This window comes from Brockia lithotrophica, assembly GCF_003633725.1.
Taxonomy (GTDB): Bacteria; Bacillota; Bacilli; order Thermicanales; family DSM-22653; genus Brockia; species Brockia lithotrophica.
In genome coordinates, this window is the sequence record NZ_RBIJ01000001.1 from 759,184 (window position 1) to 772,948 (window position 13,765).

The window sequence follows — 13,765 nt, forward strand, 5'->3', positions numbered from 1 at the left end:
GCAAACGACACCGGTGAGGCACTGCAACGCAGGTTTCAAAGGTACCGCCCTTCGGGATCGCCTTCGGCGGTTCGCCTCTGGAAAGGCCAAGCGTACGTCCGGACACCGGGAGAACTGAGTCAATCCCCCTTCGGCCAAAGCTCGCGGTCGTCGAGAAAGAGGGTCACGGGCCCGTCGTTTACGAGACGTACCTCCATGTGCGCGCCGAAACGGCCCGTGGAGACGGTGAGTCCGGAGGAACGGAGTTCGCGTACGAAGGCGTCGAAGAGAAGGGCCGCCGGATCCGGAGGGAGCGCGTCCGTGAAGCTCGGCCTTCGGCCTTGGCGGATGTCCGCGTATAGGGTGAACTGCGAGACGACGAGCAGAGAGGCTCCGACGTCCAAGGCGGAGAGGTTCATCTTGCCGGCGGAATCCGCGAAGATGCGGAGGCGGAGGATTTTGTCGGCCATGCGCGGAAGAACGTCCGGCCCGTCGCCGTGGGTAAACCCGACGAAGAGGAGAAGGCCACGTCCGGGACCGATCGCCCCGACCACCTCTCCGTCCACGAGAACCGACGCTTCCGAAACCCGCTGAAGCACCACGCGCACGTTCTATCCTCCTTCGACGAACGGTGCAAAGACGCAGGTAAAAACTTTGGCGGCGACGCATCTTCCGTCTCCGCTGCAGAAACCCGGTACCAGTTCCGGTATGGGGAAATTCCGCTTGCGCCTACGGCTTGAGCGCGCGCCGCACGGTGTACACGTCGCGCACACGCCGAATTCGATCGAGGACGCGGTTCAGATGGTCCACGTCGCGCACGTGGACGGTGACGGTGATGTGCGCCATGCGGTTTTGGTCGCTGCGCCCGCGCACTTCCGTCATGTTCACCTTGGACTCGCCGATGGCCTGGATGACGTCGCTCAAAATCCCAGGGCGATCGAAGCCGAGTACCTCGATCTCTACGGGGTACTCGAGATTGCCCGTGGGCTCCCAGCGGAGTTCGATGAGGCGCGAGGGATCTTCGCGGACGACGTTGGGGCAGTCTTTGCGGTGAACGGAAATTCCCCGGCCGCGGGTGATGAACCCGACGATTTCGTCGCCGGGTATAGGGGTACAGCAGCGGCTGAGGCGCACGAGGACGTTGTCCACGCCGGGGACGACGACTCCCTGAGTCCCGAAAGACCGATCGCGCGCAGGAACGGTTGCGGTTCCCCGCGCCTCTGGTTGGACGAAGGCCTTGCTGACTTCCGCGGGAGCGGTTTCCGCCTTGGCCGTGGGCTCCTCTCCTTTCTGCCGCTCCTCCACGAGGCGGGAAAGAACGGCGGAAGGGGCCATGCCCCCGTAACCAACGGCGACGAGGAGGTCCTCTACGCTTCCGAAGTGATGGCGATTGGCGACTTCGCGCAGGTACTCTTCCCGCAGGGTCTCCTTTATGGGGATTCCGTGGCGCCGTGCTTCGTGTTCGAGCGCGAGGCGCCCGCGCTCGAGCATCTCTTCCCGCCGCTCTTTCTTAAACCACGCGCGGATCTTGTTGCGGGCGCTCGAGGTCTTCACGATTTTGAGCCAGTCGAGGCTCGGGCCGAAGCTGTGCTTGGAGGTGAGGATTTCCACGATGTCCCCCGTCTTGAGCGTCGTGTCGAGGGGGACGAGCTTCCCGTTCACCTTTGCGCCGACACAGCGGTGACCGATTTCCGTGTGGATCTTGTAGGCGAAGTCCAGGGGCGTCGAGCCCGCGGGAAGTTCGACGACGTCTCCCTTGGGCGTAAAGACGAAGACGAGGTCGGAGAAGATGTCGACCTTGAGGGATTCGACGAACTCCAGGGCGTTTTGCGACTCCTTTTGGTACTCGAGGAGTTCGCGAATCCAGCGCAGCCTCCGCGCTTCCTCCTCTGCGTCCTTGGTCCCCTTGCCCTCCTTGTAGGCCCAGTGGGCGGCAATTCCGTACTCCGCGGTGACGTGCATGTCGTGGGTGCGGATCTGCACCTCGAGGGGCTCGCCTTCGGGGCCGATGACGGTCGTGTGCAAGGACTGGTACATGTTTGCCTTGGGCATGGCGATGTAGTCTTTGAACCGACCGGGAACGGGCTTCCAGAGGGTGTGGACGATCCCCAGGACGGAGTAGCAGTCGCGAATCGTGTTTACGATGATGCGTACGGCGAGGAGGTCGTAGATCTCGTTGAATTCCTTGTTTTCCAGGTACATCTTGCGGTAAATGCTGTAGATGTGCTTGGGACGGCCAGAAATCTCCGCCTCGATCCCCATTTCTGCGAGCTTTTCCTTGAGGACGTCGATTACGCGCTGGATGTACGCCTCGCGCTCCGCGCGCTTCTTCTTCATGAGGTGCACGATCCGGTAGTACTGCTGGGGATTGAGGTAGCGGAGGGCGAGGTCCTCGAGCTCCCACTTCACCTTAAAAATCCCCAGTCGGTGTGCGATCGGAGCGTAGATCTCCAGCGTCTCGCGCGAGATCCGGCGCTGGTCTTCCTCACTGCGGTACTTGAGCGTGCGCATGTTGTGGAGGCGGTCGGCGAGCTTGATGAGGATCACGCGCACGTCGCGGGCCATGGCGAGGAGCATCTTGCGGTGGTTTTCCGCCTGCTCTTCGGCTTCGGAAGAAAAATTCAGGTGCCGGAGCTTCGTGACGCCGTCCACGAGTTCGGCAATCGCCTTGCCGAACCGTTCCTCCAGCTCCGCCCGCGTCGCCGTCGTGTCCTCGAGCACGTCGTGGAGGAGGGCAGCGGCGAGCGTCACCGCGTCCATCCGAAGTTCGGCGAGGATTTCCGCCACGGCCACGGGATGCGTGATGTAGGGGTCGCCGGAAATCCGGTACTGTCCGCGGTGGTGCTCCTCGGCGTAGGCGTACGCCTGCCGGAGAAGTTCCATTCCTCTATCGTCCAGGTATTCTCCTGCCAGGGTAAAAAGCCTTTCGGGGATTCCGGAAATTGCGGTCGTAGACATTATGGCCTCACCCACCGTCGCATCCGGTCCGACCAGCCGCCCTTTCCCGCGTATGGGCATACCGGCTTCCTTTCATTATGCGTCACTTCCCCTCTTCCTGTAAAGGGAAAAATACGGCCCGCGCGAGGGGTAAGGGGCGGGCCGTACAACTGCCTGTGCGGCGGTGTCTGTTCTCCAAAAAGAAGGGGAGGCTGCGGCCGCCGTGCGGTCCGTCAGCCTTCCCCGGAATAACGAACGAGGGTGACGACTTCGGGAACCTTTTTCTCCTCGAGGAGGAACTTACGCCCTCCCAGGTGGGCGAGCTCGATGAGAAACGCCGCGGCGACCACCTCACCCCCCAACTTGCGGACGAGGTCGACGGTTGCCCCCATCGTCCCTCCCGTAGCGAGGAGGTCGTCGGCGACGACGACGCGTTGCCCGGGAAGCAGAGCGTCTCTGTGGATGGCGAGGGAGTCTGGTCCGTACTCCTTTTCGTATTCGGCGGTGACGACCTCGCGCGGGAGCTTTCCGGGCTTCCGAACGAACGCAAAGCCGACGCCTAGGGCGTACGCCAAGGGCCCCCCGACCACGAACCCGCGCGCCTCGGGGCCGACGATCACGTCGGGACGGAAGGGGCGAACGCGTTCCACGAGGTGGTCGATGGCGAGCTTGTACGCTTCGGGGTCTTGAAAGAGCGTCGTGATGTCGTAAAAGAGGATCCCCGGCTGGGGGTAATCGGGAATCGTGCGGATGGACTTCTTGAGCCGCTCTTCGAGCGCCTTAGGGTCGAGGGCGTGAAGGGCCACGGAAATCACTCCTTTCTCGTATGGGGCCGCGCCGCCGATAAACCGGACGCGGAACCGCATCACGGAGCGCGGAAGGAAATCGCTTCTCCAAAAGTTCCGGCGTGGGCGGGAACCTGAGCGTGGCGCAGGATGAGACGGGCGGCCTCGCTTCGGCCGACGAGACGGACAAGGGTAGGGGAAACGAGCTTCCCTTCGGAAACTTCGAGCGCCTCCTCCTTTAGGCGAAGGACGGACCTCCCGGCTTCGGTGGCGAGGCCGGTTTCCACGAACACCCGAAGGACCAAGTGGACCGCCGAGGGGGACCAGGAAGGAGGAAAGAGCGAACGCCAGGCTCCCACGGCAAGGACGTACGCACCGTCCCCTGCCTTCTTGCAAGCGTCTCCGCGCCGACAGGCGTCGCGCACGTGGGCGACCGCCCGTCCGAACCACGCCCGCGGGTCGAAGCGCGCCCAACGTCGCGCATCCTCCAGCACTTCGGGAAGGAGGAACACCTCCCCTTCGCGTGAGATGCGGGAAAGGGCGTAAAGCGCGGGTTCCCCCGGCGGGAGGTCGAGGAGGACGGCGGCAAGGGTTTGCCCCTCGCCGAATTCCGCCGCGCCCGATCCCGAAAGCGCTTCGAGGGAAAGCGAAAGAACCGACGGGGTATAGGATCTCCCTACGACGGTGGCAATTCCCCTCGGTCCCCCGTGGTCGAGGACGAGGAAGAGGTCCCCTGGACGGGCAAAGGCCCACGCCCGGGTGCGCCCTTCTTCTTCGGCGTAGGCGAGGAGGCGGCTTGGGGAAAGCGTATCCTCCCGACAGACGAAGGGGACGAACGCGGGCGACGGGCGCGGCTCGGCGGCGAGCACGTGGAGGTCGGCGTGCGTCCGGCCGCGAAAGGTCGACGGACGAACTTCGCATGCCAGGGCATAGGTACGGGCGCGGTCCGCGGTGCGCCAGAACTCCGCCTGGCGAAAGGCGATTGCCCTTCCCCGCGAGCTTCCGCGGGCGAGGTTGAGACGCACGTGCGCTCCGTCCCGCCCGACGAAGCGCGAGTCCACGACTTCTACTCCTTCGAGCAAAAAGCGCGGTAGGGGATTCCCCTCCCCAAACGGGGCGAGGGCGGCGTAGCGGGAGAGAAACCCGTTCTCGAGCTCCTCGAGGGTGAGTCGGGCATCGAGGGGACTCCCTCGCGTCGGCGTTCTTTCCGAAGCGCCGTACCGCGCCGCAAGACGCGTGAGAATCGCCTCGCGCACGGCGGGAAAGGCTTCGCGCCGGACGGTGAGGCCCGCCGCTTCCCGGTGGCCGCCGGCCACGAGGACCGCGTCGGGAAGGGTACCTCGGAGTTCGGCCAGAAGCGCAACGAGGTCGTAAGGCGGGCGCGCGCGCGCCGATCCGCGGAGAAGCGCCGGTTCTTCCTCCGCGGGCGCGAAGACGAACACCGGGCGTGCGAGCTCCGCCTCCAGGCGAGAAGCGACGATGCCGAGAACGCCTTCGTGCCAATCCGCGCCGCAGAGGACCGCCGCCGGACCGCGGAGGTCGGCTTCGGAGATTTCCTCCAATATCCTACCGACCTCGCGGCGTCGCGCTTCGTTCAACCTGCGGAGGAGAGCGGCGCGGCTTTCGGCTTCTTCGGCGTCCTCCGCAAGGAGGAGGTGGAGCGCCTCATAGGGGGTGGCCATGCGCCCGGCGGCGTTGAGGAGCGGGGCGATGCGGAAGCCCACCGCCACTTCGTCGAGTTCGTCCGGCGACACGCCAGCGGCCCGAAGGAGGGAAGTCAGAGCGGGAGACGAGGCGTTCCGCAGGAACTTGAGGCCGCGGCGCACGAGGGGGCGGTTTTCCCCCCAAAGGGGGACGACGTCGGCCACGGTCGCCAATGCCGCGTACGCCTCGAGCTCGCTGAGGAGAGCTTCGCGCGCGGAGGAGGCGCCGCGGACTTCGTCTGCCACGTCGGGCGACGCGAGGAGGGCGCGCGCGAGGAGGTAGGCGACGCCGGCGCCCGAAAGAAAGGAAAGGGGGTGGCCCTCCGGAAGGAGGCGAGGGCTTACGAAGACGTCGGCCGGGGGAAGCGATTCGCCCAACGCGTGGTGGTCCGTCACGACGACGTCTGCCCCGAGCGCGCGCAGGGCGCGCACGTCTTCCGCGGCCGTCGAACCCGTATCCACCGTGACCACGAGGGTCGCCGCCTCCGGCCCGCGAAGGAGAGGTTCTAGCGCGGCGGCGTGAAGGCCGTAGCCCCCGCGAAAGCGGTCCGCGAGGACGGCGCGTACGCGGATCCCGGCGGCGCGAAGCGCGCGCACGAGGATGGCCGTCCCGAGGACGCCGTCGGCATCGTAATCCCCGTACACGAGGACGCGCTCCCCCCTCCGTCGGGCGAGAAGGAGGCGCGCCAAGGCAGCTTCCGTTCCCGGCAAACCCAAGGGGTCCGCCGGCGGGGCATCGGCTAGGGCGAGGAAGTCCTTTGCCGCCTTTGGCGTGCGGTACCCGCGGCGCCAGAGCACCTCCGCAAGCGACGGGGGGAAAGCGATTTCCTCGGCGAGGCGAAAGACGCCGCGGCGCTCTTCTTCGGAGAGGGGGACGTACGTCCACCCCCCTACGGCGACGTGCAGCTCCACCGGCCCTACCTCCTTCCCTCCGGACGTTTCCCCCTTTAGGCACGCGCCGTACGCAGGCGTCCCCGCCGGAGGTCCCACAAGGTCCATTCAAGCCACAGCTGGCTCGCCGTCGCAAGGGAGGCGTATGCCCCGAAAAAGAGGCCCAGCGTGAGCGTTAGGGCGAAGGTGTAAAGTCCGGGCCCGCCCAACACGAGAAGGGCGAGGGAGGCGAAGAGCACCGTGAGGACGGTGTTCACGGAGCGGACGAACACCTGGCGGATGCTCGTGTTTACGAGGGAGAGGTACCCTTCCGCGTCCCTGGGCTCGCGAAGCCGGCGGTTTTCCCGGATGCGGTCGAAGACGATCACCGTATCGCTGATCGCGTAGCCGACGATCGTGAGGATTGCTGTGATAAAGGTCACGTCCACCTCGACCTGCAGGAGGGCGATAAACCCGATCACGATCCCTACGACGCTGAAGATGCTCACGATGCCCGCCAAGGCCATTCGGTACTCGAAGCGCAGGGTCATGTAGACCACAATTCCCAAAGCCGCAAGGAGCGTGGAGTACACCGCGTTGCGGGCGAGCTCCCGGCCTACGAGGGGATCGACGGTGCTCACCGTCGGGGTGAGGTCGCCTCCGAAGTGCCGGCTCAAAAGATCGCGTACACGGTCCACCTCTTCTTGCGACAGCACGCGCTTGTAGCGAAGGACGAGGGATGTCCCCTCACCTACGCCCACCCGTTCCACGAGGGAGGGGGGGACGTCCTTGAGAAGGCCGTAGACTTCTTCGTCCGTGAACTCCTTCCCGACCTTGACCTCGATCCGCGTCCCGCTCGTGAAGTCCACCCCGAGGTTGAGCCCACGCCAGGCGAGAGCGATCCCGCCGAAGACGAGGAAGGCGAGCGTGACGAGGTAGTACACGCGCCGGAAGCGGACAAAGTCGATACGGTCTACGAGCCCACGAAATCCCCCCGCCGAAGATGCCGCGCCCCCCATTTCCTCGGCGAGAGGCGGAGATTCGCGCCTCGGAGGAGGAGGGTCCCCCTGACGTTTGAGGCGGTAGGAATCGCCCCGATCTTCGCTCCGCCCGCCCGCAAGATCCCGCCGCCCTTCCCATCCCTTCCCTTTACGCGACATGGGGTTCTGCCTCCCTTACTCCGAACAAGTGCGGTTTCCCGAGGAGAGGGCTTTCTACGAGGAGGTGCAGGAGGAAGCGCGAGAGGGCGACGTTCGTGAGGAGGTTGACGACGTTCGAGGTGATGAGGACGAGGGCAAAACCGCGCACAGATCCGGTGCCCAGGAAAAAGAGGACGAGGGCGGCGAGGATCGTCGTCACGTGGGCGTCGAGGATCGACCGGAGGCTCTTTTGGGAGCCGAGGCGCACGGCCACCCGAAGCGGGCGCCCAGCCCGCAGTTCCTCCTTGATCCTCTCATCGGTGAGGATGTTCGCGTCTACCGCCATCCCCATGCCGAGGATGAACGCGGCGATTCCCGGGAGGGTGAGCGTCACGGGAACGCCCCACAAGACGACGAACATGAGGTACAGGTAGACGGAAAGAGAAAAGACGGCAACCAAGCCAGGAAGCCGGTAGAGCACGGTGAGGAAGATCGCGATGAACGCCGCCGCAAGGGCGCCGGCCTCAATTCCGTGGCGAAGCGCCGCCTGACCGAGGGTCGGGCTCACGACGTTGGAGGAAATCTCCACGAGCTTCACGGGGAGGGCGCCGGCGTTCAGGAGGTTGGCGATGTTCTTGGCCTCCCGGAGGTCCTTAAATCCCGTGATGACCGCCTGGCCGTTCGTAATCACCGCGCGGACGACGGGCGCCGAAAGCATCTCATTGTCGAAAAAGATTCCAATGCGGCGATCGAGGAGGCCGTAGTACTCCCGGGTGAGCGCTTCGAACTTCTGCGGATCCTTAAAGGCCACCGCGACTTCCGCTTCACCGGTCTGGGGGTTGATCTCCGGCCGCGCCGAACCTTCCTTGAGATCCGCCCCCGTAAGGAGGACCTTGTCCGTAGGGACGAGCCTTCCCGTCTGCGGATCGTAGACGACTTCGCGGAAGGTGAGTTCGGCTTGGGCGGCGAGAATTTGGCGCGCTTCCTTTTCGTCTGTGACGCCCGCGAGCTTCACCCGAATCCGGTCGGGATTTTCCACGCTCAGGTCGGGTTCGGAGACGCCGAGGGCGTTGATCCGCCGTTCGAGTACGGCCTGCGTCTGGGCGAGGAGTTCGCGCGTCACGCTCCCTCCCCCGATCGGCTCCACGCGGTAGAGGACTTCAAACCCACCGCGCAGATCCAGGCCCAACGGAATCCCTTTGAGGATTCCGGGGAGCGTTCCGACGGCCAAAACGACGAAAAGGAGAACCGCGGCGAGTACGGTTGCCAGGGGATGGCGTCGCAGGAAAGGAGGCATTTCGGCGCGTTCTCCTTCCTTCTTCCTTCCCGAAACGGAACGGGCACGGGATTTGGAACGCCCGCCCATTCTCGAGCCGCGTGGCCGAGTTCAGGGCAACGGGCGTATTCCGCGATACACCGCAAGGATACGCCACAATTATAGGAAGCCCCCCGGCGTGGGTCAACGCAGATTCCGGTACATCTCCCGCCGCCGGTCGTCGAGGAACGTCTGCACCTTGAGGGAAAGGATGTCCGCGACGAGGCGGTACAGGGGTGGGACGTCGTCGTAGCGGCGAAGCACCGTGCGCCACACGTCCTCTCCCGTAACCCCCGCAAGTCCCAAAAGGCGAAAGTCGGCGGCCCGCGCCTCGCAAAGCTCGAGGAGGGACGTGCGGATCTCCTCCCCGTAGCGTTCGCGGACGTCTCGGTCGATACGCCACGCGGCGTCGGCGGAAGGGGCTTCGCGCACCCCGTAACCGTCGCGAACCCGGAGGGCCTCCAACGCCGCCTCGATGTCGAACTCGTCTGCATTCGGAAACGAAAGATCCTCCTGGGGCGAGGACGAGCCTTCCAGCACCTCGCGGTCGAATTTCGGGTACGGATCTTCGGACACGCCTCGCATCGCAGCGATCTCCCTCGCTTTCCGTGTTCGGCCGAACGGCTCCGGCAAGTAGGGCATGGTCCCCGCACGTCTTTCATAGCCATGAAGCGGGGGGACGGACATGCCACGACAGAGCCTCTTGCGCGGAACCTTCACGCTCCTCTTCGCCGGCGTCTTTGGCCGCCTCATGGGCTTTCTCCCCAAGTTCGCGATCCCGCGCCTCGCGGGTACGGAGGTTCTCGGGCTCGCTCAGCTCGTCCTCCCGCTCCTCTTTTTCTTCCTCGCCTTCGCCCGTTTTGGACTCCACGTCGCCTTACCCAAAGGCATCGCCCAAGCGGCGAGCAAGCAAGACGACGTGCGTATGGCCCGCCTGTTCTACCTCGCCGCGGGGCTCACCCTGGGCTTCGGGGGGGTGGGCGGCGCCCTCCTCGCCATCCTCGCCGAGCCCTTGGCCCGCTGGGCCTTTGCCAACCCCGAGCTCGTCCTCCCCCTCCGCGTGGCCGGGCTTGCGCTCGGAATCATGGGGATCGGCACGGTCTTGCGCGCGTACTTTCAAGGCCTTTCGGACATGCGCCCGCCGGCCGTCGCCGCCACCGTAGAGGTGCTCGTCCGAAGTCCTGCGGCGGTTTTGCTCGCGTGGCTCCTTCTTCCCTACGGTTCTTCCGCGGCGGCGGCGGGAATCCTCGCCGCAACGCTTTTGGGAGAAATCGCCAGCCTCGCCTACCTCGCCCTGCGCTACCGCCGCGACCCTACGTTCCGTCCGCCGAAGGCGGTGCGCATCCCGTTCCTTGGCTCTCAAAACGTCCGCGACGACCTCCGCTTTCTCTTTAGGGAAGGCTGGCCCGTGTTCCTCACCCAGGTGATCGCCTCGTCGGCCTACGCCGTAGAACCCATTCTCGTGAACCGGGCCCTCCTCCACGGAGGCGCCTCCGCTTCGGAAGCCGCCGCACTCTACGGGGAACTTACCGGTCTCGCCGTCTTTCTCGTCTGGTTCCCGACCACCTTTTCGTATTCGCTTTCGCAAAGCCTCATTCCTGCCATGGCCGAAGCCTGGGCCCGAAACGACCGCAGGCGCACCGCCGAGCTCCTCCGCCAGAGCGTGCGCCACACCGCGGCGTTCACCTTTCCGTTTGCCGCCTTCTTCTTTTTCTTCGCCTCGCCCCTCGCCGAGGTCCTCTTTGCCACTCCGCGCCTTGCGCCCCACCTCTCCCTCCTCGCCCTTGCCGCACCTTTCCTCTACGTCCAGGGACCCTTGGGATCCGCCTTGCAGGCGCTGGGGTGGTCGCAGGTAAACGCCCGCAATACGCTTGCCGCAAGCGTCCTCAAGCTCGCCGCAATCCTCGCCCTCGCCCCCCGGCCCGATTTGGGGATCCGAGGCGTCACCGTGGCGTACGTGCTGCAAGGCGTCCTCCTCACCGTCCTACACCACCGCGCGCTCGTCCGCCGCCTCGGATTCTCCCCCGCCGGGGAAACCGAAGGAAAGCTGTTCCTCGTGGCCCTGGCGAGCGCGGCAACCGGGGTGTACGCCCTGCGCCTCCTCCCCGCCGAAGTCGTCCTGGGAGGATCCGTACAGGAGCTTCTCTTCGCCCTCCTCGCGGCCGCGCTCCTCTACGCCCTTCTCGCCGAACGGCTGGGGCTTTACCCCTTTTCCGCCACGCTCACCCGCCTCCTTCGCGGCGAGGGGTAGACGAACACGGTTCGGACCCGTCGCTTCCGGAGGAAGGTGCGGGGGGACATTCCGCTTCATCCTTGAGGTCGAGGTACACCGTACCCTCGCGGTCCAACGTCATGAGAAAGACGTCCTCCGGCCGCGCGATGCCGCGGGCGCGCAGTTCTTCCCGAAGCCAACGTTCGTCCTTCCCCGTACGCTTGAGGTTTTCTGTAATCACCTCTCCGTCCATGATCACGGGCAAGGGATGGACGTCCTTCACCTTCGGCGGGATGCCCAAGTCCTCCGGCGTAAGGGGCTGACGCTCGGGCTTCTTGACCACGGAGAGCTTCCCCGAAGGTTCGAGGTACGCGAACTCGACCTCGGATACGTCCAAGATGTCCTTTTCCCGAAGCTGCATGAAGAGGTCGTCGATGTTGTACCGGTGGGCGCGCATCTCGCGGTCGCGGATCTTTCCGCGTTCGATAAGGATGGACGGCTTCCCGTCGACGAAGTCGCGAAAGCGGCGGCTCTTCATCGACGCGTAGGAGATGACGATCTGCGTGAGCGCGAGGAGGAGGATCGGGCCAAGCCCGTGGTACAGCGGCATTTCCAGGTCGTCAATCGTGAAGGCGGCGATTTCCGCGATCACGATCGAGACGACAAGGTCGAAGAGGGAAACCTGCCCGATTTCCCGCTTCCCCATAAGACGAATGATGAACATGAGGTACGCATACATGATCAGGGAACGTACGAGCATGCGCAAAAAGTCTTCCACCCGCAAACCCTCCCGCGGTTTCCACCTCGTTTCGGGCAGGGCATACGACCCACGGGCGTAGTATGCGCAGATCGGGGGGACACCGATGGAGTTCGTCAAGGCGTACGTGCTCTCGCTCGTCCTTTTCGTCCTCGTGGGCACGGCGGTGGTCCTCGTGTTCCCGGGTAGGGACGGAGAAGTCGAAGTCGGACGGGAGATGTGGTCGCTTCCCGGACTCGTCCTGGGGACGCACCTGGGCGTGGCGTACGCAGCCGGATGGTTTCTCGGAAGCAGACAAAACGAAGGAGGGTGGCCGGCAGGGGCGCTCCTCGGCGCCCTCTACCTCGCCACCCTCGCCGGGTTTGCCTGGATCTTCTTCGACCGAACGCCCAACCTCCCGACGGTCGCCCTCCTCGTGGGAGCGACGGCCGCCGGCGCGTTGGGAACCCTTTCGTCGCACCTGTTCCTCCGCCGAACGCCGCACCGGCGGAAGCGCTGAACGCGTCACTTTTCCCCCTTGTCGTCGCGGAGGACGGCGCTTATGGCGCTTCGTTCAAACGTGAGCCGGCTGTCGCCGGCGCGGAGGACGACCGTCTTGTCGTCGAGGTCGACGATCGTGCCGTGCAGGCCGCCGATGGTCACTACCCGGTCTCCCTTCTTCAGGGCGGCGAGCATACGCTCGCGCTCTTTTTGCCGCTTTTGTTGCGGGCGGATGAGGAGGAAGTAAAAGAGGACGAACATGAGGAGGAGAAGGATGAGCGAGGAATACTGGGCGTACACCTGGGCGATGCTGCCGTCTCCGCCGGTCTGCGCCAGGGTTGCCGTGGGCTCGTAAGGCACGGGCATCCTCCCTTTCGTGTACCGGGGATTCGTGGGTTCCGATCGACTCAAAACCCCCGGTGCGGTTGGTCCGCGTAGTACGCGGAGAGAAACGCTTCCTTGAACTCCTGAAAGCGCCCCTCGCGAATCGAAGCGCGGATCCCTTCCATGAGGGATAGGAGAAAGTAGAGGTTGTGGTACGTGAGGAGCCGGGGACCGAGCATCTCCTCCGCGTGAAAGAGGTGGCGGAGGTACCCCCGGGTAAAGGTTCGGCACACCTTGCAGTCGCAATTCGCATCGAGGGGCTCCCAGGAGCGCCGGTATTCGGCGTTTCGCACCACGAGACGCCCCCGGGACGTCATCGCCGTCCCGTTGCGGGCGATGCGCGTGGGGAGCACGGAATCGAAGAGGTCGATCCCCCGCTCAACGGCGGCAAAGATCGCGTCGGGGGAACCGACTCCCATGAGGTACCGCGGCTTTCCCTCCGGAAGGTGTGGGACCGTTTCCTCGAGGATCCGGTACATGACCTCCTTAGGTTCGCCTATGCTCAATCCTCCCACAGCGTATCCAGGAAAGTCAAGGGCGACGAGGGCGCGGGCGTGAGCGACGCGGAGGTCGGGGTAGAACCCCCCCTGCACGATGCCGAACAGGGCCTGCCGCTCGGGGTAGCGGTGGGCGCGGAGGCTCCGCTCGGCCCAGCGAAGCGTACGTGCGGCGGACGCCTCGACGTACGCTCGGTCAGCCTCGAGGGGCGGGCATTCGTCGAAGGCCATGATGATGTCCGCCCCCAAGGCGTTTTGTACGGCGATGGAAACTTCGGGGCTCATGAACTTCACGCTGCCGTCGAGGTGGGAACGGAAGTACACACCCTCCTCTTCGACGCGCCGGCGTTCCGCAAGGCTGAACACCTGAAAGCCACCGCTGTCCGTGAGGATCGCACCGTCCCACGCCATGAAGCGGTGTAGCCCCCCGGCCTCGGCCACAACGTCCTCTCCCGGCCTGAGCCAGAGATGGTACGTGTTGGCGAGGACGATCTTCGCCCCGATCTCGCGCAGTTCTTCGGGTGTAAGCGTCTTCACCGTAGCCTGCGTGCCCACAGGCATGAACATCGGGGTTTCGAACGTCCCGTGCGGCGTTACCAATCTGCCCACGCGCGCTCCGGAACGGCGATCGCGGACGAGGACTTCAAAGCGAATGGCCAACGGCGTCTCCCTCCGTCGCACAGGAAGCAAAGGGCGTTCTCCCAGGT

The 13,765-nt window shown here is 65.0% G+C and carries 12 protein-coding genes; 2 read left to right on the top strand and 10 right to left on the bottom strand.

Translation table 11 applies throughout. From position 1 onward, the window contains the following. Window positions 1-119 precede the first annotated feature (119 nt). The 7 genes from dtd to C7438_RS09240 all read right to left on the bottom strand — a co-directional run bounded on the left by dtd (window position 120) and on the right by C7438_RS09240 (window position 9,313). Window positions 120-587 carry a D-aminoacyl-tRNA deacylase gene (gene dtd, locus C7438_RS03495; RefSeq protein ID WP_121443915.1) on the bottom strand — a complete coding sequence of 156 codons (468 nt, stop codon included), beginning with the start codon at window positions 585-587 and terminating at the stop codon, window positions 120-122. A 121-nt stretch (window positions 588-708) separates the two neighbouring features. Further along, window positions 709-2,937: a RelA/SpoT family protein gene (locus C7438_RS03500; protein ID WP_121444079.1), complete on the bottom strand. Its 2,229-nt coding sequence runs from the start codon at window positions 2,935-2,937 to the stop codon at window positions 709-711. Between the two features lie 212 nt (window positions 2,938-3,149). After that, a complete protein-coding gene (locus C7438_RS03505; RefSeq protein WP_245956456.1) occupies window positions 3,150-3,722 on the bottom strand; it encodes an adenine phosphoribosyltransferase in 573 nt (190 codons plus the stop codon). 59 nt (window positions 3,723-3,781) lie between these two features. After that, the gene (gene recJ, locus C7438_RS03510) at window positions 3,782-6,316 is read right to left on the bottom strand and encodes a single-stranded-DNA-specific exonuclease RecJ (protein ID WP_170143548.1); all 2,535 of its coding nucleotides are present in this window, start codon (window positions 6,314-6,316) and stop codon (window positions 3,782-3,784) included. Between the two features lie 35 nt (window positions 6,317-6,351). Continuing rightward, window positions 6,352-7,434, bottom strand: coding sequence for a protein translocase subunit SecF (secF, locus tag C7438_RS03515; protein ID WP_121443917.1), 1,083 nt, complete (start codon window positions 7,432-7,434; stop codon window positions 6,352-6,354). Then, window positions 7,424-8,710 carry a protein translocase subunit SecD gene (gene secD, locus C7438_RS03520; RefSeq protein WP_211322042.1) on the bottom strand — a complete coding sequence of 429 codons (1,287 nt, stop codon included), beginning with the start codon at window positions 8,708-8,710 and terminating at the stop codon, window positions 7,424-7,426. Before secD ends, secF begins: the two co-directional genes overlap by 11 nt. 162 nt (window positions 8,711-8,872) lie before the next feature. Beyond that, window positions 8,873-9,313 (bottom strand): post-transcriptional regulator, encoded by a 441-nt coding sequence (locus tag C7438_RS09240; protein ID WP_211322043.1) that lies wholly within the window; start codon window positions 9,311-9,313, stop codon window positions 8,873-8,875. Between the two features lie 100 nt (window positions 9,314-9,413). Between C7438_RS09240 and C7438_RS03530 the strand changes: the two genes are divergently transcribed. Further along, window positions 9,414-10,979 carry an oligosaccharide flippase family protein gene (locus C7438_RS03530; protein ID WP_121443919.1) on the top strand — a complete coding sequence of 522 codons (1,566 nt, stop codon included), beginning with the start codon at window positions 9,414-9,416 and terminating at the stop codon, window positions 10,977-10,979. On the opposite strand, the gene C7438_RS03535 is transcribed toward C7438_RS03530, so the two are convergent. Further along, a complete protein-coding gene (locus C7438_RS03535; protein ID WP_121443920.1) occupies window positions 10,951-11,718 on the bottom strand; it encodes a DUF421 domain-containing protein in 768 nt (255 codons plus the stop codon). The genes C7438_RS03530 and C7438_RS03535 overlap by 29 nt on opposite strands. An 85-nt stretch (window positions 11,719-11,803) precedes the next feature. Between C7438_RS03535 and C7438_RS03540 the strand changes: the two genes are divergently transcribed. Then, window positions 11,804-12,196: a YrzE family protein gene (locus tag C7438_RS03540; RefSeq protein ID WP_121443921.1), complete on the top strand. Its 393-nt coding sequence runs from the start codon at window positions 11,804-11,806 to the stop codon at window positions 12,194-12,196. A gap of 5 nt (window positions 12,197-12,201) precedes the next feature. Here C7438_RS03540 and yajC read toward each other — a convergent pair whose 3' ends face one another. Beyond that, window positions 12,202-12,543, bottom strand: a complete 342-nt coding sequence (gene yajC / locus C7438_RS03545) for a preprotein translocase subunit YajC (protein ID WP_121443922.1) — start codon at window positions 12,541-12,543, stop codon at window positions 12,202-12,204. A 41-nt stretch (window positions 12,544-12,584) separates the two neighbouring features. Continuing rightward, window positions 12,585-13,718, bottom strand: a complete 1,134-nt coding sequence (tgt, locus tag C7438_RS03550) for a tRNA guanosine(34) transglycosylase Tgt (RefSeq protein WP_121443923.1) — start codon at window positions 13,716-13,718, stop codon at window positions 12,585-12,587. Window positions 13,719-13,765 lie beyond the last annotated feature (47 nt).